This is a genomic window from Niveispirillum sp. FG148, assembly GCF_057809655.1.
Genome location: NZ_JBMDKJ010000009.1, coordinates 166,943 through 190,165, shown reverse-complemented (window position 1 = coordinate 190,165; position 23,223 = coordinate 166,943). Strand labels below are relative to the sequence as shown.

The 23,223-nt window shown below is 67.8% G+C and carries 16 protein-coding genes; 6 read left to right on the top strand and 10 right to left on the bottom strand.

Annotation, left to right across the window (positions count from 1 at the left end):
- Positions 1-1,612 (bottom strand): MASE3 domain-containing protein (locus ACODTW_RS12595; RefSeq protein ID WP_488946367.1); only part of this gene is annotated, 1,612 nt, incomplete at its 3' end.
- A gap of 197 nt (positions 1,613-1,809) precedes the next feature.
- The gene (locus tag ACODTW_RS12590) at positions 1,810-2,673 is read right to left on the bottom strand and encodes a LysR family transcriptional regulator (protein WP_488946366.1); all 864 of its coding nucleotides are present in this window, start codon (positions 2,671-2,673) and stop codon (positions 1,810-1,812) included.
- A 119-nt stretch (positions 2,674-2,792) separates the two neighbouring features.
- On the opposite strand from ACODTW_RS12590, the gene bla reads away from it, so the two are divergent.
- Positions 2,793-3,692, top strand: a complete 900-nt coding sequence (gene bla, locus ACODTW_RS12585; RefSeq protein ID WP_488946365.1) for a class A beta-lactamase — start codon at positions 2,793-2,795, stop codon at positions 3,690-3,692.
- A 46-nt stretch (positions 3,693-3,738) separates the two neighbouring features.
- On the opposite strand, the gene ACODTW_RS12580 is transcribed toward bla, so the two are convergent.
- On the bottom strand, positions 3,739-5,685 hold the full coding sequence (locus tag ACODTW_RS12580; RefSeq protein ID WP_488946364.1) for a TonB-dependent receptor domain-containing protein: 1,947 nt from the start codon (positions 5,683-5,685) through the stop codon (positions 3,739-3,741).
- Between the two features lie 190 nt (positions 5,686-5,875).
- Between ACODTW_RS12580 and ACODTW_RS12575 the strand changes: the two genes are divergently transcribed.
- Positions 5,876-7,045, top strand: coding sequence for a GGDEF domain-containing protein (locus ACODTW_RS12575; RefSeq protein WP_488946363.1), 1,170 nt, complete (start codon positions 5,876-5,878; stop codon positions 7,043-7,045).
- On the opposite strand, the gene ACODTW_RS12570 is transcribed toward ACODTW_RS12575, so the two are convergent.
- Genes ACODTW_RS12570 through bioB form a run of 5 tightly spaced genes read right to left on the bottom strand, consistent with a single transcriptional unit; the run spans position 7,032 to position 12,112 of the window.
- Positions 7,032-7,835, bottom strand: a complete 804-nt coding sequence (locus ACODTW_RS12570; protein WP_488946362.1) for a methyltransferase — start codon at positions 7,833-7,835, stop codon at positions 7,032-7,034. The genes ACODTW_RS12575 and ACODTW_RS12570 overlap by 14 nt on opposite strands.
- A complete protein-coding gene (locus ACODTW_RS12565; RefSeq protein ID WP_488946361.1) occupies positions 7,829-8,644 on the bottom strand; it encodes an alpha/beta fold hydrolase in 816 nt (271 codons plus the stop codon). The genes ACODTW_RS12570 and ACODTW_RS12565 overlap by 7 nt, the downstream gene beginning before the upstream one ends.
- Positions 8,641-9,837 carry an aminotransferase class I/II-fold pyridoxal phosphate-dependent enzyme gene (locus ACODTW_RS12560; protein WP_488946360.1) on the bottom strand — a complete coding sequence of 399 codons (1,197 nt, stop codon included), beginning with the start codon at positions 9,835-9,837 and terminating at the stop codon, positions 8,641-8,643. Before ACODTW_RS12560 ends, ACODTW_RS12565 begins: the two co-directional genes overlap by 4 nt.
- Positions 9,834-11,108: an adenosylmethionine--8-amino-7-oxononanoate transaminase gene (locus ACODTW_RS12555; RefSeq protein WP_488946359.1), complete on the bottom strand. Its 1,275-nt coding sequence runs from the start codon at positions 11,106-11,108 to the stop codon at positions 9,834-9,836. The genes ACODTW_RS12560 and ACODTW_RS12555 overlap by 4 nt, the downstream gene beginning before the upstream one ends.
- Positions 11,108-12,112, bottom strand: a complete 1,005-nt coding sequence (gene bioB, locus ACODTW_RS12550; RefSeq protein ID WP_488946358.1) for a biotin synthase BioB — start codon at positions 12,110-12,112, stop codon at positions 11,108-11,110. Before bioB ends, ACODTW_RS12555 begins: the two co-directional genes overlap by 1 nt.
- Before the next feature lie 171 nt (positions 12,113-12,283).
- Between bioB and bioD the strand changes: the two genes are divergently transcribed.
- The 4 genes from bioD to ACODTW_RS12530 all read left to right on the top strand — a co-directional run bounded on the left by bioD (position 12,284) and on the right by ACODTW_RS12530 (position 18,944).
- Complete coding sequence (gene bioD / locus ACODTW_RS12545) at positions 12,284-12,982, top strand: dethiobiotin synthase (protein ID WP_488946357.1); 699 nt, start codon at positions 12,284-12,286, stop codon at positions 12,980-12,982.
- A 137-nt stretch (positions 12,983-13,119) separates the two neighbouring features.
- Positions 13,120-16,824, top strand: coding sequence for a PAS domain S-box protein (locus ACODTW_RS12540; RefSeq protein WP_488946356.1), 3,705 nt, complete (start codon positions 13,120-13,122; stop codon positions 16,822-16,824).
- A gap of 12 nt (positions 16,825-16,836) precedes the next feature.
- On the top strand, positions 16,837-17,826 hold the full coding sequence (locus ACODTW_RS12535) for a diguanylate cyclase domain-containing protein (protein WP_488946355.1): 990 nt from the start codon (positions 16,837-16,839) through the stop codon (positions 17,824-17,826).
- Between the two features lie 107 nt (positions 17,827-17,933).
- Positions 17,934-18,944 (top strand): asparaginase, encoded by a 1,011-nt coding sequence (locus ACODTW_RS12530; protein WP_488946354.1) that lies wholly within the window; start codon positions 17,934-17,936, stop codon positions 18,942-18,944.
- A gap of 9 nt (positions 18,945-18,953) precedes the next feature.
- Here the strand turns inward: ACODTW_RS12530 and ACODTW_RS12525 are convergent, their stop codons facing one another.
- Positions 18,954-20,897 carry a glycoside hydrolase family 3 protein gene (locus tag ACODTW_RS12525; protein WP_488946353.1) on the bottom strand — a complete coding sequence of 648 codons (1,944 nt, stop codon included), beginning with the start codon at positions 20,895-20,897 and terminating at the stop codon, positions 18,954-18,956.
- A gap of 83 nt (positions 20,898-20,980) precedes the next feature.
- Complete coding sequence (locus ACODTW_RS12520) at positions 20,981-23,188, bottom strand: beta-glucosidase (RefSeq protein ID WP_488946352.1); 2,208 nt, start codon at positions 23,186-23,188, stop codon at positions 20,981-20,983.
- Positions 23,189-23,223 lie beyond the last annotated feature (35 nt).

The window sequence follows — 23,223 nt, the reverse complement described above, 5'->3', positions numbered from 1 at the left end:
CCCCCCCCCCCCCCCCCCCCGGTTCGGGCAGGTGCTCCTGCCAGAAAAGTTCCAGAACCCCGCCATTGCGCACCGACCAGGAGATGCCGACACTGCCGCCACCCCCGGCACAGGCACCGTGGCGATGGGCATTGTCGGCCAGTTCATAAAGGGCCAAAGCCAGATGCTGCACCGCGTCCGGCGCCAGGGCGACGGGCGGTCCCGCCAGCCGGACCCGCCCGCCCGCCAGCGCGTCGCCACAGCCCGACAGGACGAAGGTCAGCAGCGGTTCCAGCGGCAGGCCGGCCCAGCCGGCGCGCGCCAGCAGCCCCACGGCGCCGGCCAGCGCCTCCACCCGTCCCTGCATGTCGACCAGCGGCGGGATGTCCGGACTGTCGGCCACGGCCAGACGCGTCACGGCCTGCATCAGGGCTGTCGCCTCCACGATGCGGCGGTCGCGCTCCCGCGACAATTCACGTTCGCCCTGGTCGGCGGCCGACTGCTCGGTCACATCCTCGCCCGACAGCAGCATGGCGATGACGGTCCCGGCACTGTCGCGCAGCGCCGTGCTGCGCCAGGCGATCAGCCGTCGCGGTCCGTCCTGTCCCCTGACGCTGGCACGGTAGCGGCTGGGAACATAGGGCATGCGGCGCAACCCGCCCTCCAGGTTCTTCACCATCTGCGCCCGGTCTTCCGGCGCCACCAGATCGGCCCATTCCAGCCCGATCAGACTGTCGACGGGACGGCGCAGGATCGCGGCCCCGGTGGAATTGATCGCCTGCACCCGCAGGTCGCGGCCGATGACGACCAGCATCACGCCCGCCGCCTCGAAATAGGATTGGGCGCGGTCGCGTTCCGCCCGCAGCTTGATCTCCGTCTGCTGCGCCGTCTCCCGCTCCCGCAGCAGGGCGTGGGCAGCCATGGTCTGCGGCTGCTTCAGCCCGCGCTCGATCACGGCCCGGAACAGGTACAGCGTGGCCGCCAGCTTGAAGGCATGGCCGACACTGTTGGTGACGCCGTGAACATCGACATAGACGGTGAAGCACAGCTCCGACAGGAACTTGCAGATGCAGGCGGCGAATATCCAGGTCCATACCTCCGGCGCACCCGCCGCCCGGCCACGCCACAGCGCCGCCAGCGCCAGCCCCAGCGCGCCCATGACCAGGAATTCCAGCGCGATCTTGGTCGGCGTCAGGCCCTGCCCCTCGACATAGCAGATGGGAAAGACGGGCCAGACCAGAATGCTGGCGATACCGGCCAGCGTGACCAGGGCCATGACGGCCGGGGTCAGCACGGGCGGCCAGACACGGGTCGGCCGGATCAGGATGGTCAGCAGGACGCCGGCATCGATGAGGCGCCCCAGAATCCAGAACTGCGTGGCGACATTCGCCTCGTTCACGGGCAGCAGCCCCATGCCCTTGTAGGACAGCATGTGCAGACCGTCGGCCACCGCCACCGACAGTCCGGCCAGCCCCACCAGATAGACCCGGCCGTAACCGGTGAAATGGCGGGAGAACCAGGCGACCACGAAAATGCAAAGGCAGACAAAAATGCAGAACGTCTCCACGGCCACATGCAGGACCAGGAAGTTCCATCTGGAAATGACCAGCGTGGAAATTAGTATTGTCAGCAAAGTAATTGTGATGAAGCGGGAGATATCGGTACCAGATGGCCTGTTCTCTAAGATCTGTGCCGGTCTGCCACTGTCCGCGGATTTCATCGACTGCCGGTCCATGCGTGCCTTATTTCCAACATGGAGACACCTTATCACCTTCTATTGAAAGTATTTTACATGAATTATCGCCGATCACCAGCACGTAAAAGTCGAGGTCACGCCCGGTCCAGCCACTGCGCGAACGCCGTCAGCGCCGCCCCGGGCAGGCGCGATTTCGGCCAGGTCAGCCAATAGCGGCCGGTCACGACCCGCGTACTGAACGGCACGCACAGGCGGCCTTCGGCCACCTGGCGGGCAAACAGGGGCACGGGCGCCAGGGCCACGCCATGCCCCTGCATCGCCGCCTCTGCCATGATCCAGGAATTGTCAAAGACGGGACCGCGCACCGGCGGGCAGTCACAGCCGGCCGCCGCAAACCAGGCCGGCCATTCGCTGGCCCGGTACGACCGCAGCAGACGTTCACCGCACAGATCCGCCGGCTCCCGCAGCCGTGCGGCCAGTGCCGGAGTGCAGAGCGGGGCCAGCGGCGCCTCCAGCAGCGGATGCGCATCCATCCCATGCCAGGCACCATCGCCAAAGCGGATGGCAGCATCCAGACCTTCGGCCTGCACATCGACGCGGTTATTATGCGTGGACAGCCGCAGGTCGATATAGGGATGCCCCGCCTGGAACGCGTCCAGCCGGGGCAGCAGCCAGCCGGCCATGAAGCTGCCCACCACGCCCACCGACAGCACCTCCGTCACGGGCCCGCCATCGAAGCGCAGCAGCAGGCCGGCAATGCGGTCGAAACTGTCGCGCAGGCCCGGCAACAGGGCCAGACCTTCATCCGTCAGGGCCAGGCCCCGCGGCAGCCGCCGGAACAGCTGCGCCCCCAGCCGGGCCTCCAGCGCCTTCACCTGATGGCTGATGGCCGCCTGGGTCACGCACAGTTCGTCCGCCGCCTTGGTGAAGGACAGGTGCCGGGCCGACGCCTCAAAGGCACGCAGGGCATTCAGCGGCAGATGCGGACGATTGGACATGGATTTTCCGGATTCTGATATTCAGTACATTAGATATTCTAATGCCAAACGCGATTTATCACAGTTTGATGCGGCCGGGACAGAAGGTTAGCGTGCCCCCCACAACAACGGAGACAGCCATGACCACCCGCCGCCAATTCCTTGGAACCACAGCCCTTCTGGCGTTTGCTGCCGGTGCCGTTCCAGCCTTTTCCAGCAGCGTCGCCCGACCCGCCCCGCGGTTCCAGGCCATTAGGGAGGATATCGCAGCGCTGGAACGGGCGCGGGGTGGCCGGCTGGGTGTGGCGCTGCTGGATCTGAGCAGCGGCGACCGCACGGGCTGGCGCGCCGATGAACGGTTCGCCATGTGCAGTACGTTCAAGTTCCTGCTGGCGGCCCATATCCTGGCCCGCGTCGATGCCGGTCAGGAACGCCTGGACCGGATGCTGCCCGTGACCAGGGCCGATATCCTGTCCTGGTCGCCCGTGACCGAACCGCGGGCGGGCGGGGAGATGAGCATCGCCGAACTGTGCCAGGCCATCATCATCCAGTCGGACAATGCCGGCGCCAACATCCTGATGGCCGCCAGCGGCGGGCCCGAGGCACTGACCGCCTTCCTGCGTGCCATCGGCGACCAGACGACGCGCATCGACCGCAATGAGCCGACAATGAACGATGTCCCGCCTGGAGAGGTGCGGGATACGACCACGCCCGACAGCATGCTGGACCTGATGCGCACGCTGCTGCTGGGCAAGGTCCTGTCGGACGCGTCGCGCCGGCAGCTCACCGACTGGCTGATCGACAACCGCACGGGCGGTACGCGGCTGCGCGCCGGGCTGCCGTCCGACTGGCGCATCGGCGACAAGACGGGCAGCGGTTCGACCATGGCCAACGACATCGCCATCATCTGGCCGCCGGGTCGCGGGCCGCTGCTGCTGACTAGCTACTACTGGCATCCCGCCGGCACGGGCGAAACCCGCAATGCCACGCTGGCGGAACTGGCACGGGTGGTGACGAAGCGCATGGGCGGGGTGATCTGATGCCCACGCCACGGGATGGCGGCCAGCGACGCCTGAAGCAGCAGGGCTACAAACTGATGCTCAGCGACAGGCGCCATGACCGGCCGGACAGCGGCAGATATGCCCCGTCGCTTTCCACCTCCCAGCCATAGGTGTCGAACAGGTTGCGCACCTGGGCGCGCAGGCCCAGCGTCCGGTCGGCCAGGGGCAGGTCCCAGCGGCCGCCCAGATCGACCAGCGTGTAGGCCGGCGCGTCCGCCCGGTTGTCCCCGCGCGCCGTGGTGGGGGCGCTGTGGTCGATGGTCAGGTCGACGGAAGCGCCATCCAGGAATTCCGGCGCATAATCCAGGCTGGCCTGCCATTGCAGGCGGGTCTGGCCCACGGGCCGGTGTCCAATGGTGCCATCATCCACCTGCGGTCCGGCGACAACCGGGTCCAGCAGCACCCCGCCCAGCACCAGCGACAGGCCGGGCAACGGCTCCCCCGACAATGACGCTTCCAGCCCCCGGTGCCGCACCTGACCCAGGAAACGGTAGATGCCGTCTTCATCCACCCCATCATAGGGGCGGCGTACATCGAACAGCGCCGTGGTCAGTCCCAGCGGACCCAGCGGCAGGCGCAGGCCCAGCTCACGCTGTGTCGTCCGCACCGCCGGCAGCACGGCGTTGCGGTTGACGGCCTGGACGGGCGCCGACCCGCTTTCCTCCAGCCCGCGCGTATAGCTGGCATAGGCCACCAGCCCGTCCGCGAAACGCCAGCCGACGGCGCCATTGTAAAGCCAGGGCGACGACCCGCCGCGTGCGATATTTCCATCTTCCAGGCGGGTGGATTTGCGGTAATCGGCCTTCTGCAGCCCCAGGCCGACATCCAGCCGACCGTCCCAGGCCAGGTTATAGGCCAGCCCCGCCATATATTGTTCGACATGGTCGCGTTCCTGCGCGCCATCGAAGGCAATGTCGGGCCGGGGCAGCACGGGCGGCGCGTCGATCGACCAGGGGAAGGGACCGGTTTCCACCTCCCCACCCTTGCGGCTGTGCGATGACAGGCCGCGGGTGGTCAGGCTGACCACATGGTCGGCGCGGTCCGTCTCCAGCGCATAGCGCAGCGACGCCTCGCCGGACAGGGCGGCATAGCGCGTGGCCGGCAGCAGCACATAGGTCATCTCCCCCACCCGCTGCTGCCCGTCGATGGCCAGCAGCGCGAAGGCGTCGTGGGGCAGGGCCTGCACGGAACGGAAAAGGCCCAGCCGCGCCGACAGGCGGGATGTCAGACCCGCATCCAGGATCACGCCCTGGTTCTGGGTTACATAGGCCCAGTCGGCCCAGGGGCCCGACTGGTCGATGTCCCGGTCGACGCGGGGCGGCAGGGTGGCCCCGGTCGGGTAATAGGCGGGCACCACCTCTTCATCATGCATCTGGTTCCAGTCGGCGAACAGCGTGACGGAAAGCCGGTCCGACGGCTGCCAGCGGGGCACGATCCCGGCCGACCATGCAAGGCTGTCCCCGCCGAACGGGCCGTTATCGTCCGGCCGCACCCCCAGACCGAAGGCCAGGGACCAGTCCGCCCCCGCCGGGGCCAGTCCCGCATCCAGTTCCATAAAGGGCGACATCCGCCCATCCAGACCGACAGTCACGTTCCCGCCCGTGTCGTCCACGCGGCGCAGGCTGAGATCGGCGATGCCCGACGGGGCCGGAAACAGCAGCCCCACGGTATTCACCCCCACCCGGATGGCGGTGGCATCAATGACCCGGTCCGACAGATCACCCATCTGGCTGATGAACAGCCCCTCCAGCCGGACATTGCCGGCGCTGGACGGGTCGAAGCCGCGGACATTGCCGGCATCATAAAGCCCGATGGATTCGGTGCCAACGCGCAGACCGAAGGCGTCCGCGGCCTGCCGCACAACATTGTTGCCGGCCGCTTCCGTGGCCGCCGCCATGGGGGATGCCAACATCACCACAAGGGCTGTGACTGTAGAAAAACGGTAAAAAGCCACATAACCGCCCTTGGACATGGGGTGAACCCTTATTATCGTTAACCATCACCGGCGCCGCCTCATATCACACACAAAATAGATGCGACAACGGATATATTGCAAATTCGGGCCCATCAGGAGCGCGACCTATGCGATTGGACAGTTTGCGGTGCGTGGGTGCGGGCGTAGATAGGGAACCCGGTGGGGCAAAAAGGGCCTGGAGACCGTCTTGACTGCTGATCGCAATGTCGCCAACAGGCTGACGACCGGCTATGTCATTGCCTTGACGCTGATCGCACTGCTGTCGGCCGGGGCGCATGTTCTGCTGGACAACGCCATCGCCGAACAGCGCGATGCCGCCACCATCATCAATGTCGCCGGCCGCCAGCGCATGCTGTCGCAGCGCATCGCCATGCTGGCCACGGATGTGCAGGCCGGCGACGAGACGGCGCGGCAGCCGCTGGGCGAGGCCATCGCCCTGATGCGCCGATCGCAGGACGCGCTGGTCCATGGCGATGACCTGGGCATCAGCAACGGCCTGTCGGACGCGGCGCACGCCTATTATTTCGACGGCCCTGCCCCGCTGGACAATGCCGTCCGCAGTTTCCTGGCCAATGCAGAGGCGTTCGCCATGGGTGGGGAACCGGCGGCCCTGAGCCGCGTGCGCGATGGTGCGCACCGTACCCTGCTGCCGGCCCTGGACGGGGCCGTCTCCCTGTTCGAACAGGAGGCGAATGCCCGCACCCGATGGCTGCGCGAGGCGCAGCAGGTGGTGCTGGCCATCCTGCTGACGACCCTGCTGGCCGAAGCCATGTTCATCTTCCGACCCATGGTGGCGCGCATCCGCCTTTATGCCGGAAAGCTGTTTGATCTGGCCACGCGGGACGGTCTGACAGGCCTTCCCAACCGTCGGCATCTGGTGGATAGCGGCGAGGCCGCCCTGATCCAGGCCCGGCGCGATGGTACGGAACTGTCCTGCCTGCTGGTCGATATCGACCATTTCAAGGCCATCAATGACAGCCACGGCCATGCCATGGGCGATGCCGTGCTGGTCCGCTTCGGCGAACTGGCCCTGGCGGCCCTGCGCCAGGGCGACATTGTCGGCCGCACCGGCGGAGAGGAATTCGCCGTCATCCTGCCCGGCGCGGGAGAAGCGGGGGCCCTGCTGGTGGCCGAAAAACTGCGCGCCATGCTGGAGGCTGACAAGTCCGTCGGCCTGCCGCACTTCACGGCCAGCATCGGCGCCACTACCCTGACCGGCAATGACCGCACCCTGTCCGACCTGCTGTCGCGCGCCGATGCCGCCCTTTATGTCGCCAAGGGCCTGGGCCGCAACCGCGTGCGCTTCCAACAGGGCGACGAGCCGGCACCGCCGCCCCAGATCGTCAGCGCGGCGTAATACCAGGTTGCGTTGAGCGCCCGGCGCATGCGGGCTGCATAAGGGTCAGCCAGCGCACATCATAGGTGACGGAGACGGGATGGTCCGTCTCCAGCGCCCGCATGGCCCGGCGCAGCACGGGCGCCGGCAGGCGGCTGGACGCGTAATCGGCGCCGATGCCGCGCAGCGACAGCAGGAAGTGGCGGGCATCGGCATGATGTTCGACAAAATCCTGCCGTTCCACCACCCCGCCCGGCCCCAGCCAGCGCGACAGCGTGGCCTGATCGGCATAGGCGGGACCGCCGGCCGATCCGCCGGCCATGGCCAGGGCCCGGCGCCATTCGGCAAAGGTGCCCGGCCCCAGCGTCGCCACGGCCAGTACCCCGCCCGGCCGCAGCATCTGCCGCCAGACTGACAGTGCCCGGCCGGCATCGGGAAACCATTGCAGGGCCAGGCTGGAACAGATCAGGTCGAAGGGCCCCCTGGCACCCGGCGCTTCCCCATCCATGCAAGCCACTGACAGGCGCGGATCGCCCGAAAATCGCCGCCGGCAGGATGCGGCCATGGATGGCGCAATATCGGTGGCCAGCCAGGACCCGACCTGCGGCAGCCGGGCCAGCGACGACGCCGTCAACAGGCCCGTGCCGCAGCCGATTTCCAGCACCCGCGCACCATCGGGCAGCGACAGCGCCGACAGCCGGTCCGCCATGGTCTGGGCAATGCGCGCCTGCACGCGGGCCGAGGCGTCATAGCGGCCAGCGGCGGCGGCAAAACGCCTGGCCACGGATGATTTATCGACCGGGTTCAGCATCGCGCTGCCAGGGTCAGCAGATGGTCGGCCACCAGCGCCGGGCAGCGCGTGGGCAGCGCATGCGACGCCCCGTCGATAAAGACCGGATCGGGGAAATCCGCCCGCGACTGGCCGGGTGGGACGATGTTGTCATCATTTCCGCACAGGGCCGCAAAAGGGCTGGCAAAAACTCCGAATGCGGCGCGGGCATCAAGCGTGGACAGGATATCCAGCCCCGCCGCCAGGGCCGAAACAGGCCCTGGCAAAATCTCCGAATGGGGCAATCCGGCCCGGGCCTGGAAGTCGGCCAGCACTGTCGCGGGATCGGCCAGCAGCCGGCGGCGCATCTGCGCCAGGATACGCGGATGGGTGCCGGGCGCATGGTCGGGCGCGCTGGTGAAGCGGGTGAAGCCGTTCAGCGCCAGCAGCCCCGCCAGGGGCAGGCCAGAGGCCAGCAGCAGCGCCACGCCCAGCGAATGGCCGATGCCGATCAGGGGGCGGGTGATGGCGCCGGGGGATGGTTTCTCCCCTTCCTGCCGTCCCCGCGAAAGCGGGGATCCAGGGGCCGCAGGCGACAACGCTTCGGTGCCCCTGGCCCCCGGGTCCCCGCTTTCGCGGGGGAAGCATTCGGATGAATGCCACAAGGCCGACCTGATCCCCGCAACCGGGCCCGGCACCGCCGCCACCAGCGCTTCATAGGCCGGGTTCAGATCGACCCGCAGCATATCCGCCGCATCCACGCCACGCGCGGTCAGCTCGGCGCAGACCCCGTCCCAGATGGCGGGCGTGCCGGCCCAGCCATGCACGAACAGGAAATGCGGCCGGGTCATCCGGGCAAGTCCATCCCCGGCGGCGGGAGGCAGGACAGCACCGTCAGCAGCTGCCCGACCGTATGATCGTCCAATGCGGCCGACAGTGACAGGCGCAGGCGGGCCGTACCCGCCGGCACCGTGGGCGGCCTGATGGCGACCGCCAGGAACCCCGCACTTTCCAGCAGCGATTGCAGGCCCAGGGCGGCCTGTTCCTCCCCCGCGATGACGGGGATGATCTGGGTGGTGCTGGCGGCCGTATCATAGCCGGCGGCGCGCACGGCCATGCGCACGGCATCGGCCATGCTGGCCAGCCGCATGCGCTCCATGTCCAGCGACGGCATCACGTCCAGGGCGGCATCCAGCGCCCCCAGCACGGCGGGCGGCGGGGCGGTGGTATAGATGAAGCCGCCGCAGCGGTTGATCAGGAAATCGATCAGCAGGCGGGACCCCGCGACATAGGCCCCGAACCCGCCGAACGCCTTGCCCAACGTGCCCATCAGCACCGGCACCCGGCCGGGGAAAAGCGCTGCCATCCCCCGCCCTTCCGGCCCCAGCACGCCGATGGCATGCGCCTCGTCCAGATAGACGGGCGCACCATAGCTGTCGGTCAGATCCAGCAGGGCGCCCAGATCGGAGGTGTCGCCATCCATGCTGAACACCGACTCGGTAACCACCAGCTTGGGGCTTGAAGAGGGCAGCTTCAGCAGATCTTCCAGATGGTTCAGGTCATTATGGCGGAAGCGCCGCGCTTTCTGGCCATTGCCGAAGGCGCCGGTCAGCAGGCTGGCATGGGCCAGCCGGTCGACCAGGATGTCCACATCCCCGCCCATCAGTTCGGCCAGCGCCGGCAGCAGCGTCGCATTGGCCTGGAAGCCCGTGCCGAACAGCAGGGCGGCTTCGGTGCCCAGGAAGGCGGCCAGCTTTTCTTCCACCGCCGCATGGGCCGTCAGGGTGCCGCAGATCAGGCGGGACGCGCCGCTGCCGGCCCCGAACCGGGCCGCATATTCGGCCGCGCGGTCGATGATGCCGGGGTCCTGCGCCAGCCCCAGATAATCGTTGGACGCCACATCGATCAGCGTGCGCCCATCGGGCAGGCGCAGGCGGATGCCGTCGCGATCATAGGCGCGCAGGCTGCGCAGCCGCCCCTCCATCTCCAGCACCGACAGCGCCTCCGCCGCCTGCTGGTCCAGCCATTGGGCCGGGCCATTCATGGCACGCCCCGCACTACAACGCGGGTGATCGCCCCCGTCAGCCGCATCACATCCTCCTCCGTCGCCGTGAAGGCCGGCGTAAGATACAGGATATCGCGGAATGGCCGAATCCAAACCCCCTCAGCCACCAAAAGTCGCTTCAGCGACCTCATGTCGCCGATCCTATCCATTTGCACCACGCCGATGGCCCCCAGCGTGCGCACATCCTTGACCCCTTTCAGCCCGCGGCAGGGCTCCAGCCCCGCCCGCAGCCAGCTGTTGATGGCGGCCACCTGTTGCAGACGCGGTTCCGTCTCGAACAGGTCAAGCGAGGCGTTCGCGACGGCACAGGCCAGGGCATTGCCCATATAGGTGGGCCCATGCATCAGCGCCGCCATCGGGTCGTCGGACCAGAAACCATCGAAGATGCGCGCGCGCGCGATGGTGGCTGACAGGGGCAGGGTTCCACCCGTCAGCGCCTTGGAGAGCGTGATGATATCGGGCGCCACGCCGGCCGCCTGACACGCGAACATCGTGCCCGTGCGGCCGAAGCCTGTGAAAATCTCATCAAAGATCAGCAGCGGCCCGAACCGGTCGGCCAGTTCGCGCAGGCGTTTCAGCACCACGGGTTCGTGCAGCACCATGCCGCCGGCGCCCTGCACCAGCGGTTCGACCAGGATGGCGGCGATGCCGTCCCCGTGCAGGCGCAGGAAGGCTTCCAGATCTGCCAGGCTTTCCTCGTCCCGCGGCAGGGGCCGGACATGATGTTCCGGCAGCAGCCCCGTGAACAGGGAATGCATCCCCTCTTCCGGGTCGCAGACGGCCATGGTGGCGATGGTGTCGCCGTGATAACCGCCATTGAAGGACAGTATCCTGGTGCGGCCGCGCTGTCCCTGGTTCAGCCAGAACTGGGTCGCCATCTTCATGGCGACCTCCACCGCGACCGACCCGCTTTCGGCGAAGAACACCCGCGTCAAATCGCCCGGCAGCAGGTCCGCCAGCCGGCTGGCGAGCGTCAGGGCCGGTTCATGCGCCAGCCCGCCGAACATGACATGCGGCATCCGGGCCGCCTGTTCGCTCAGGGCCTGGCGCAGATGCGGGTGGTTGTAGCCGTGGCAGGCTGTCCACCAGCTGGCGATGCCATCGATCAGCACCCGCCCGTCGGCCAGATGGATGCGGGTGCCGTCCGTCGCCACCACGGGCAGCGGCGGGTCGGCGTGCTTCATCTGGCTGTAAGGCAGCCAGATGTGCCGCATCCCCTCGTCAAGCCAGCCGGGCGACAGGCCGCCCATCAGGCTTCTTCCACCTCGACCTGCATCGACCGCAGGCCCAGCTTGTCGAACAGCCTGGCATCGCGCGCCTGGGCCGGATTCGGCGTGGTCAGCAGCCGTTCGCCATAGAAGATGGAATTGGCGCCGGCCAGGAAGCACAGGGCCTGCATCTCGTCCGTCATGTCTTCGCGCCCCGCCGACAGGCGGACCATGCTGGCCGGCATGGTGATGCGGGCGACCGCGATGGTGCGGACGAATTCGATGGGATCGACGCTTTCCGCCTGATCCAGCGGCGTGCCTTCCACCTTGACCAGCAGGTTGATCGGCACGCTGTCGGGATGCTGCGGCAGGGTGGCCAGCGTGCGGATCAGGCCGATCCGGTCATCCCGCTTCTCACCCAGCCCCAGGATGCCGCCACAGCAGACATTGATGCCGGCATTGCGCACGGCATCCAGCGTGTTCAGCCGGTCCTGATAGGTGCGGGTGGTGATGATCTTGTCGTAATGCTCGGGCGAGGTGTCCAGGTTGTGATTGTAATAATCCAGCCCGGCATCCTTCAGCTTCAGCGCCTGATCGGGGCGCAGCATGCCCAGGGTCACGCAGGTTTCCATGCCCATGGCCTTCACGCCCTCCACCATGGCGCAGACCGTCTCCAGGTCCTGATCCTTGGGCGAGCGCCAGGCGGCCCCCATGCAGAAGCGGGTGGCGCCCTGCTGCTTGGCGGCGCGCGCCTCGGCCAGCACCTTTTCCACCTGCATCAGCTTGGATGCCTTCAGGCCCGTGTCAAACTGCGCGCTCTGCGGGCAGTAATTGCAATCCTCCGGGCAGCCGCCGGTCTTGATCGACAGCAGCGTGGAGACCTGCACTTCGTTGGCATCGAAAAACTGCCGGTGAAGGGTCTGGGCGCGGAAGATCAGATCCATGAAGGGAAGGTTGAACAGGGCCTCCACCTCGGCATGGGTCCAATCGCTGCGGATCGGATTTCCCGCCTGGGCGGCGATGTCGGAAATGGCGGCGATGCTCATGTCTGTTCCCTTCTGGGTTATCGGCACGTTTCCCGGAATTGGTATAGAACCTGTCTTGCTGCCATGTCAGGACGGAAAAACAGGGATGACGCCATGGAGGGCGAATGCCTGGGTTGATCAAAAAAGGGGCGCCCCAAGCCAGGGTTCCCCTAGGGAAGGGGATATGTTGGGATGACCGCGTTCTTTGTCACTGCCACCGGCACCGATATCGGCAAGACCTTTGTCGGGGCGGCCCTGCTGCGCCACTGGCGGATGGCGGGCGTCACCGCCGGCGCCTTCAAGCCGCTGGTCAGCGGCATCGACCCGGCCGATCCCACCGGCAGCGACCCGGCGGCCTTGCTGGCCGCCCTGGGTCGGGACCCGACGCCGGAAAATCTGGACGGCATCTCCCCCTGGCGATTTGCCGCGCCGCTGGCCCCCAACATGGCGGCCCGGCTGGAAGGCAAGGTGGTGGACTATCCTTCTGTGCTGGCCGCCTGCCGCGACCGCATCGCCACCCATGACGGCATGCTGCTGGTCGAAGGCGTGGGCGGGGTGATGGCACCGATCACCGACGACCGCACCGTGCTGGACTGGATGGGGGATCTGGGCCTGCCGGTGCTGCTGGTGGCCGGCACCTATTTGGGGACCATCAGCCACATCCTGACGGCGCATGCCGCGCTGGCGGCCCGTAATCTGCGGGTTTCAGCCCTGGTGTTGAGCGAGACACCGGGCGGCACGGTCCCCGCCGCCGACACGATCGACACAGTGCGCCCCTTCCTGCCCGCAGGCCTGCCCATCCTGCACCTGCCCCGCCTGTCCGGCATGGAAGCGGCAGCCGGCCATGCCACCCTGACCACACTGGCCCGCATGCTGGCAGCCCCTGCATGACGCTGCCGCAGGTCCGGCAAGCGTCATTTCCGGCCATCCTAGCCCACCGGATATCTATCGTTTGGGGAAGGAATCCGGCCAACTTCCGATTACAAACGTATGGAACCCAAAAATGGCGGGATTTCGGGGGGCGGGCCTTGCGATTTAACAGGCAGATCAGCGAAAACGGGTTGGGCACCGGCATCATGGCCGGGCTGATCTGCGCCCTGGCCATCATGGTCGCGCTGGCGACGATCATGGCCGGCGATGCAGAGCGCGCCGCCCGGATGGCCGACATGGAAATCCGCCTGCGCACGGTGGCCGTGCAGCGCGCCAACATGCTGACCCGGACGCTGGAGGACTGGCGGGCACAGGCCCGGTTCCTGTCGCTGGTGCCGTCGGTGGCGGGACTGACCCGCGCCGCCCTGAGCAATGGGATCGACCCCCAGGACAACAGCAGCGAAGCCAATCTGCGCCAGCGCCTGGACGCCACCTTCACGGGTTTCGTCGCCTCGCGCCCCGGCATCGTGCGCGTCGCCTATTTTCCGGCCACCTATCCCGACCAGCCTGCCATCCATGTCGAAACCAGCGACAGCCGGTTGAATGATACCGATGCCGACCTGTTGCCCATCGCCCTGCGTCAGGGGCGCGGCGTGGCCTATATTGCCGATATCGACCTGGCGCGGGCGGACGGCCAGGTAGTCTTGCCGCGCATGCCGCTGCTGCGCGTGGCCCTGCCCACCACGGGGGGCATGGACAAACCGGCGGGCATGATCGCGCTGACCATCGACGCGCGGCGCAGCCTGGCCGATTTCGCGGCTGATCTGAACCCGTCCATGCGGCTTTTCCTGCTGAACGCCGAAGGGGATTTCCTGGTGCATCCCGACAGCACCCGGACCTTTGGCTGGGCGGTGGGACGGACGCAACGCTGGGCGGATCAGTTCCCGCAGCATGCCGGCCAGCCTGCCGGCACCATGGTCACCTACGATACGGCGGAAGGACCCATGCATGTCGTCCGCCAGCGGGTGGCCCTGGATGACAATGACCAGGGCCGTTACCTGACGGTGGCCGTCGGCATGTATGACAGCGTCATCGCCAGCAGCGTGCAGGCGACCCGGACCTGGGTTACCGCGGTGGGGTCGGGTATGACCATCATCGTGCTGTTGCTGGGCATGGCCTGGCACCGGTCCATCCGCCGCGCCACCCAGCTGCGCCGGCAGGACGCCTGGCTTGGCGCCATCGTCAACAGCGCCGGAGAGGCGGTCATCGGGCTGGACAATAACGGGCGCGTCACCAGTTGGAATCCGGCCGCCGTCCGCCTGTTCGGGATCGCGCGGGAACGGGCACTGGGCCGGCTGACAACCGACCTGATCGTGCCGCCCACCCTGACCAGCGAAGAAGAAGGCATCCAGGCGCAGGCCGCGCAGGGCGGGGCCGTCCATAATTTCATCACCCGCCGCCATCAGGCCGACGGACGCCCCATCGACGTATCCGTCTCCGTCGTACCTGTCCGTGACGGGGACAGCGTGGCCGGGCGGGCCATGGTGATCCGCGACATCACCGAACAGCTGGCGGCAGAAAACAGCATGCGGGCGCTGAACGAGCGCCTGGAACAGCAGGTCCGGGAACGGACCATGGAGATCGAAAGTCTGGCAGCCCTGCAGCAGGCCGTGCTGAACCATGCCGGATCGGCCATGATCGCGACCGACCGGTCGGGCACCATCACCCTGTTCAACCCGGCGGCGGAGGCTCTGCTGGGTTACAGTGCCGGCGAACTGGTGGGCAAGGCCACGCCCCTGGTGCTGCACGATCCCGTCGAACTGACCGATCGGGCGCCCAGCCTGCGCGTGACGGACGAATTCCAGACGCAGAAGATCATCAGCCTGTTCATTGCCACCGACGGCATGCCGTCGGGTCGGGAATGGACTTATCTGCGCAAGGACGGGACGCGGGTGCCCGTGCTGCTGGTGGTGACGGTCCTGCGCGACGGTGCAGGCATCATCACCGGCTATCTGGGCATCGCCACCGACCTGTCGGCACAGAAGCAGACGGCGGAGCGGTTGCGTCAGGCGCTGGCGGCGGCAGAGACCGCCTCGCGCGCCAAGTCCGCCTTCCTGGCGAACATGAGCCACGAGATCCGCACCCCGCTGAACGGTATCATCGGGTCGGCCCATCTGCTGCTGGAAGAACGGCTGACCCAGCATCAGCACACGTTGATCGACAGCGTCCGCCGGGCCGCCGCGGCGCTGTCCACCATCGTCAATGATATCCTGGACTATTCGCGCATTGATGCCGGCCTGGTGTCGCTGCAGCCCGAACCCTTCCGCCTGTGCGACCCGGTGGATGCCATTGTCGATCTGTTCACGCCCGTGCTGCGGTCCCGTCGCGTGACGCTGGAGGTCACGCTGGCGCCCGACCTGCCCAGCCATGTCGTGGGGGACGCGGCCCGGATCCGGCAGATCCTGGACAATCTGGTCGGCAATGCCGTGAAATTCACCCATTCCGGTGTGATCGGCATCGACATCCGGTCGACGGGCCAGACGCCGGAGCGGGTCGGCCTGGCCATCACCGTCAGCGACACCGGCATCGGCATGAACGCCGAGCAGACGGCCCGTCTGTTCCAGCCTTTCAGCATCGGCGATGACAGCCACCATCGCCGTCACGGCGGTGCCGGCCTGGGTCTGGCCCTGACCCGGCGGCTGGTCGGCATGATGGGCGGATCCATCCATGTCGAAAGCCAGGAAGGTGCGGGCAGCCGCTTCGTCATCAATCTTTCCCTGCCCATCGCCGCTGCACCGGAGGTCCAGGTCTACGCCGCCCTGCCAGCCCCCGTGGCCACGGAAGGCGACAGCCCCCTGCCCGGTCTGGCCGGCGCCCATATCCTGCTGGCAGAAGATAATGAGCTGAACCAGATCGTGGCCCAGGGCTTCCTGGAGCGGGCCGGGGCCTTTGTCGATATTGTCGGCGACGGTGCTGCGGCCATCGCCGCCGTGGATCGGAAGGCCTACGACCTGATCCTGATGGATGTGCAGATGCCAGGCATGGACGGGCTGGAAGCGACCAGGGCCATCCGGTCCAGCCCGAAGGGCCAGAACATCCCGATCCTGGCCATGTCGGCCGCGACCGGTGAGGAAGACCTGAAGGCCTGCCGCCAGGCGGGCATGGATGACACGGTGGCCAAGCCCTTTGTGCCGGCCCTGTTCCTGTCCACCCTGCAGCGCTGGCTGTCGGACGGGGAAACACCGCCCGTGATGCCCGTGACGGACGGCGGCAACGGCACCATGCCGGACCCGATCGACGGCATCGACATGGAACAGGCCTGGGGGCGCGTCCTGGCCAACCGTCAGTTGCTGGAAACCATCCTGGACCAGTTCGTGGACCGGTTCGATGGCACCGCCGCGCGCATGCGTCAGCGTCTGCTGGAAGGACAGTGGGAACAGACGGCCCGCAAGGCGCACGAACTGCGCGGTGCTGCCGGCAATATCGCGGCCACCCGCGTCACCGCACTGGCAACCGACCTTGAACTGTCCATCCGCCGGCAGCAGGGCGGAAACCATGCGGAACTGCTGGACGCGCTGGAGTCGGCCCTCGTCTCCCTCTGTGCAGCCATCCGGGGCCGCAACAGGATCGAACCGGAAGCCGGCCCAACGCCGGAAGCTGTGGAGCCGGTCGCCCTCGACCTGGAGGCGATCAGGGCGGCGCTGCGGTCGCGCAACCTTTCCGCCGTCGACATTATGGCAATGCAGCAAAAGCCATTGACCGAATGGCTGGGCGCCGACAAGGTGCAGGAATTGATCAGGCTTGTCGGGTCGTTGCGCTATGCGGAAGCACTGCGGCTGCTTGATGACAGTCCCACCCCCTAACTACCCCCGCTGATGGACAGTCCGCCCCTTCCCCATAGCAGCCCGCCGCCTGCGCGCATCCTGATCGTCGACGATGATGTCGGTACGATCCGGCTGCTGGCACAGGTCGTATCGGGATTCGGTGCTGTCGTCTTTGCCACCTGCGGTGAAGATGCGCTGGTGGCCGCGCGGGAGGAAAGCCCCGATCTGGTGCTTCTGGACGCGGAGATGGAGGGGATGGACGGGTTCGCCACCTGTTCAGCCCTGCGCCTGCTGCCGGAAATGGACGGGGTGCCCATCCTGTTCATCACCTCGCACAGCGACGCGGGCTCGGAGGTGCGGGCCCTGGAAGCGGGTGCCGTCGATTTCATCGCCAAGCCCTTCAACCCGCGTATCGTCGAAGCGCGGGTGCGCACGCACCTGACCCTGAAGCAGCGCAGCGACATGCTGCGCCGGCTGGCCACCATTGATGGCCTGACGGGCATTGCCAACCGGCGGCAGTTCGACCTGTCGCTGGCCCAGGAAGTGCGGCGGCTGGCCCGGGGCACGGCGCCGCTGTCGCTGGCCATGCTCGATGTCGACCATTTCAAGCTCTACAACGACCATTATGGCCATCAGGCCGGCGACGACTGCCTGCGCGCCGTCGCGACGGCGCTGTCAAACACGGTGCATCGCGCCGGCGATCTGGTCTCCCGCTTCGGGGGGGAGGAATTCGCCGTGCTGCTGCCCAGCTGCGATCAGGCCCATGCCTGCAAGGTGGGGGACATGCTGCGGCGGTCGGTGTCGGACCTGTCCCTGCCGCATGAAATCTGCCCCAGTGGCAGCGTGGTCACAGTCAGTGTCGGCATCGCCACGCTGATCCCGCCCCTGGCCGAACCGGAAGCGTGGGCCAGTGCCGCCATGGCGCTGGTCGGTGCCGCCGACCGCGCCTTGTACAAGGCCAAAAGCTCGGGCCGCAACTGCGTGGCCAGCGCCACCCCGCAGCTGCCCTTCGCCGCCCTGACGCTGGCCGCGTCGGCCTGACCCGGCCCGCGCCGCGCAACCGTTCCAATCAAGACGATCCGGGTCGCCAAAAGGGCACTGGTCAGCGGCCGCGACCGGCGCCATACCGGCGGCATCGGCATCTTCTTATGCGGGCGACCATGGCGGGCAAGGCCGGGACCACCATCCTTTATCTTCTGGGCGGCACCATCCTGGCCGTGGCGGGCAAGGCCGATCCGGCCGACAGCCGCGCCCTGTTGCAGGCAGCCGGCATCGATACCGATGGCTCCATCGCCATCCAGCCGCTGCGCAGCGTGGGCAGCCAGAACCTGACGGTCGCCGATATCCGCGGCATGGCCGCCGACATGCGCATCCAGGCGGCCACGGGTGTTGAAGCCTTTGTCGTGGTGCAGGGCACCGACACGATGGAGGAGACGGCCTTCCTCCTGTCCTTGCTGGCGCCACCGGAAGCCACCGTGGTGCTGACCGGCGCCATGCGCACGGCCGATGCGGCCGGGGCGGAAGGGCCGGGCAATCTGCGCGACGCGCTGGTCACGGCCCGGTCGCTGGCCGGCCGCGTGCAGGGCACCTTCGTCTGCATGGCCGGCGAACTGCACGCCGCCCGGCTGGTGCGCAAGATGGATGCCGGCCGCATCGCCGCCTTCGACAGTCCGGGCTTCGGTCCCGTCGGGTCCGTCGTCACCGGCCGCGTGCGCCTGACCCAACAGCCCCTGCCCGCCCCCGGCCCCTATCTCTGGGCCGATGGCAAGGACCGGGGGCCGCGCGTCGGCCTGCTGACCGTGACCCTGGATGCCGACCCGCTGCTGGTGGAACCGTTCCTGGCCCCGGCCTGGGACGGGCTGGTGGTGGAGGCGCTGGGGTCGGGCCATGTGCCCCAGGCGCTGGCCGCCCCGCTGCTGGCCGTGGCCGCGGCCAAGCCCGTGCTGCTGGTCAGCCGCTGCCCGCAGGGCGACACCGACCCGCAGGGCACCTATCAAGGAGTGGGCACGGCGGCCCATCTGCTGGCTGGCGGCCTGATCGATGGCGGCAGCCTGGACGGGCGCAAGGCGCGGCTGCTGCTGACCGTGCTGCTGGCCACCCACCGTGACCGGTTGCGCACCGAACTGGGTGCCTGGGCCGGGCTGGGCATGATGATGTGACGCTCTGACCTACCGCCCCGCCCCCGCAAACCCGATGGGATAGAGCGGGTCGCGGCTGTCATGCGGCAGGGCCGGCGATTGCGCCCGAACGGCCTCCATGCTGGACGGCAGCTCGAAGGGAAGCCTCCCCTTAGGCACCCCCTTGCCCGTCAGCGCATCGAACAGGGCCGCATCGGTGATGCCGAACCCGGCGATCAGCATGCCGGCCAGCGGCTTCAGCGGCGTGACGATGGCCGGCCGGTCCATCTGCACCAGCACGATCACGCTCCCGCCGGCCTTCGCTGCTGCCTGCACGGCCGCCAACCCCGGATGGTCCGGCTTGAAATCGATATCGCCTTCATGCTGGCTTTTGCCGAAGAAATGGTTGGGGTGGACCACCTGCCAGGGCGTGACCAGCCGCAGCAGCGAGACCACGCCCGGCCCCGGCCCGTCCACCACATCGAACCCCGCCGCCCGCGCCACAGCCGGATCGACCCCGTACAGATGCAGCTTCGCCCCCGGCCGCAGCGGTGCCGACCCCAGCCGGTTTTCCAGCACGACCAGCGACCGCACCTGCGCCGCGCGGCCAGCCGCCAGCTTGTCAGCAGCCCCCACGATGCGACCGGCGGCGACAGGATCGACAAAGGGGTTTTCAAACAGGCCCAGGCGGAATTTCAGTTCCATGATCCGTTCCACGGCCCGGTCCAGCACCGCCTCCTTCACCAGCCCCTGACGAACCACCGAAACGATGGGGGTGCCATCATCGACACCGCCGAACTGGTCGATGCCGGCCTCCAGCGCCTTGGCATAGCGCTCGGCCGCCGGCCGATCCTCCATGCCCCAGGAATTGCCGATATCGCGCGGCTGCTGTGGCGGGTTGCCCGTGCGGCAGCTTTCCGGACAGTCGCTGGTGATGGACCAGTCGGACAGAACCATGCCCTTGAACCCGTGCGTGCCGCGCAGCAGGCCCGTCAGCAACTCCTTGCTGAACCCGCCGCCCACGGGTTCCACGGGCTTGCCGTCCAGCACCAGCCCCTTCTGGATGGTATAGGTGGGCATGACCGCCGCCGCCCCGGCCGCGAAGGCGCCCAGCCAGGGCTTCACATGCAGGTCGAAATGCCCGGCTGTGAAGTCGGTGAAGCGGCCATAATAGTTGTGGGCATCGAACCCCTCGATCTCCGCGCCATAGCCCGCCCAATGCTTGATGACCACGGCCACGCCGTCAGGGGCCAGATGATCGTCGGCGCCCTGCATGCCCTGGACATAGGCCGTGACCTGGGCTGCCACCCGGTCCGGGTCCTCGCCAAAGGTGCCGTTGATGCGCGGCCAGCGCGGCTCGGTGGCCAGATCGGCCTGCGGCGACAGGGCCATGGCAATGCCCACGGCCCGATATTCCGCCCGCACAATCGCCGCGAACTGCCGGGTCAGGGCCGGATCGTCGATGGCGCCCAGCCCGATGGGCTCCGGCCATTGCGAGAAACCGCTGACCGCGACCGAGGCACCTTCGGTTTCCTGAAAATGGCTGCGCGGATCGGAACTGATGGTCATGGGGATACCCAGCCGACCGTCGGCCGCGATGGCCTGCAGCTTGTTGTTTTCCGCCGCGAAATCGGCCGGCTTGATGGCCATGCGGCTGATCATGCTGGTGACATGCCGGCCCAGGATCATGGCGCGCGCGGCATCCAGGTCATAGGCGGGGCCCGGTGCCATCACCCCGCCGGGCACGGGGGCCGTGCCATGGGTGGCGGCCCCGGCCTTTTCCTCCAGGCGCATCCGCGCCACCAGATCGGCGGCCCGCACCTCTGGCGACAGGCGCCAATCTTCATAAGGGTTCAGGGTGCCGTCGCGGTTCAAATCGCGGAAGCTCAGGCCGTCGATGGTCAGCTTCGGCCCGTCCGCCGGCAGGACGGGGTTCGCCAGCGCCGTACCGGACAACAGCGACAGGGCAAGGAACGACAGGGCAAGAACGCGCATGGGACGGACCTTGGGCAGGGGCTTTCGGGTCCGTCCAGCATAAATGGAATCGTTTCCGTTTGCGCGGTTTGTGATGAGGCACCTTACGGTGCCAGCGTGCGCTTCGTCACCTTGGCGCTGCCGGTCAGCGTGGCAACCGCGGCCGACGGGCCCACCACCACCGTGTAGCGGCCGCCATCAATGCGCCAGCGCCGGGCCCCCTCATCGAAATGGGCCAGCAGGCGGGGATCGGCCTTCACCGTCACGCGGCTTCGCTCGCCGGGTTTCAGGTCCACCTTGTCGAAGCCGATCAGGCGCAGCAGGGGCTTGCCGCCCGCATCGGCCAGATAGACCTGGGGCGCGTCCTTGCCGGCGCGGTCGCCCTGATTGACCACGTCGAAGCTGACGCTCAGCGTGTCGCCACCCTTCACCGACAGGTTCTCATACCCGAACCTGGTGTAGGACAGGCCATGGCCGAAGGGGAACAGCGGCGTCAGGCCCTTGGCCGCGAACCGGCGATAGCCGACATCGGCCCCTTCCTCATAGACCACATCGAATTGCTGCTTCTTGGGCAGGCCCCAACCGGGCAGGTCGCGGCGCGGATACTGGTCCAGGCTGACCGGGAAGGTCACGGGCAGGCGGCCGGACGGGTTGACCTTGCCGGTCAGCACGTCAGCAATGGCCTCGCCCCCCTTTTGCCCGCTGTACCAGGCGGCGACGACCCCGCCCACCTTGTCCAGCCAGGGCATGGCGACGGGCCCGCCGGTTTGCAGCACGACGATGCTGTTGGGGTTGGCCGCGGCCACCGCCTGGATCAGCGCGTCCTGACCCTGCGGCAGCGACAGGTCATAGGCGTCCAGCGCTTCCGCCATCCATTGATTGGCGAAGACCAGGACCAGATCGGCCTTGGCCGCCAGGGCGGCGGCTTCGGCCGGATAACGCCCGTCGCCGAACATCACCTCCACCCCCGGCAGGGCGGCGCGCAGCGCCTTCAGCGGTGAGGAGGCGTGGAAAATCTGCCGCCCCCACATGGCCATGGGCCCGTCGCCGCCGATGGGCACGACCCGCGCATTGCCGCCGACCCCCGTCACCTGCGACGATCCCGCGCCCGACAGCACGCCGGCATCGGCATGGCCGCCAATGATGGCGATGCGCTTGACCGTGGGCGCGATGGGCAGCAGGCCCCTGGGGTTGGACAGCAGCACGATGCCTTCATCGGCCACCTGCTTGGCGATGGCGGCATGGGCGGCGGCATCGATGGCAGGCGTTGCGGGCTTTCCGTCAAACAGGCCGGCCGCGAACATCGACCGCAGGATACGCTGCGACATGTCGGACAGGCGGGCGGCCGGGATGGTGCCAGCCGCGACGGCCTGCTTCAGCGGCTCGCCCAGCCAGATTTGCTGGTCCAGCTGTTCGCCCGACTGCTGGTCCAGGCCCTTGGCCGCATAGTCGGTGCCATGCACGGCACCCCAGTCCGACATGACCCAGCCCTTGTAGCCCCAATCTCCCTTCAGCACCCCATTCAGCAGATGGTCATTGCCGCAGGAATAGGCGCCATTCACCAGATTATAGGCGCACATGACGGAACCGGGCTGGCCCTTCTCGATGGCGATCTGAAAGGCCAGCAGGTCGCTTTCGCGATGCGCCGCCTCACTGATGATGGAATTGGCGTAGAACCGGCCCGTCTCCTGCCCGTTCAGGCTGAAATGCTTGACCGTGGAGATGATGTGCTGGCTCTGGATGCCCTTGATGCTTTCCCCGGCCAGCGTACCGGCCAGCAGCGGGTCTTCGCCCAAATATTCGAAATTGCGGCCATTGCGCGGGTCGCGCGCCAGGTTGGCGCCACCGGCCAGCAGGACATTGAAGCCCTTGGCCGCCGCCTCCCGCGCGATCATGGCCCCGCCCTCATGCGCCAGCCTGGCATTGAAACTGGCCGCCAGCGCCAGACCGGACGGCAGCGCCGTGGCCGTGTCGCCCGGCCGCACATCGCCGGGATTGCTGATCCCCAGGCTGGCGTCGGTTTCCTTCAAGGCGGGGATGCCCAGCCGGGCGACACCGGGGATGAAGCCCGCCCCGCCCACGGACCCGGCCGGGATCGGCGGGCCACCGGGAAAGCTCAGCGCCATGGGCCCGTGCAGCAGGCCGACCCGTTCATCCAGGCTCAATTCCGCATCCAGCAGCCGCGCCCGTTCATCCGGCGACAGCGCGGGATTGCGCCACCCCTCCGCCGTCCGCGCCATGCCCGCCAGGGCCATGGCCGAAACGAAAAGACCGGCCGCCAGGGCCGCGCGCAGGCTGCGTGACATGCTCATTCCTATCCCCGTTCTTCACATCCTTTGCCGCAGCT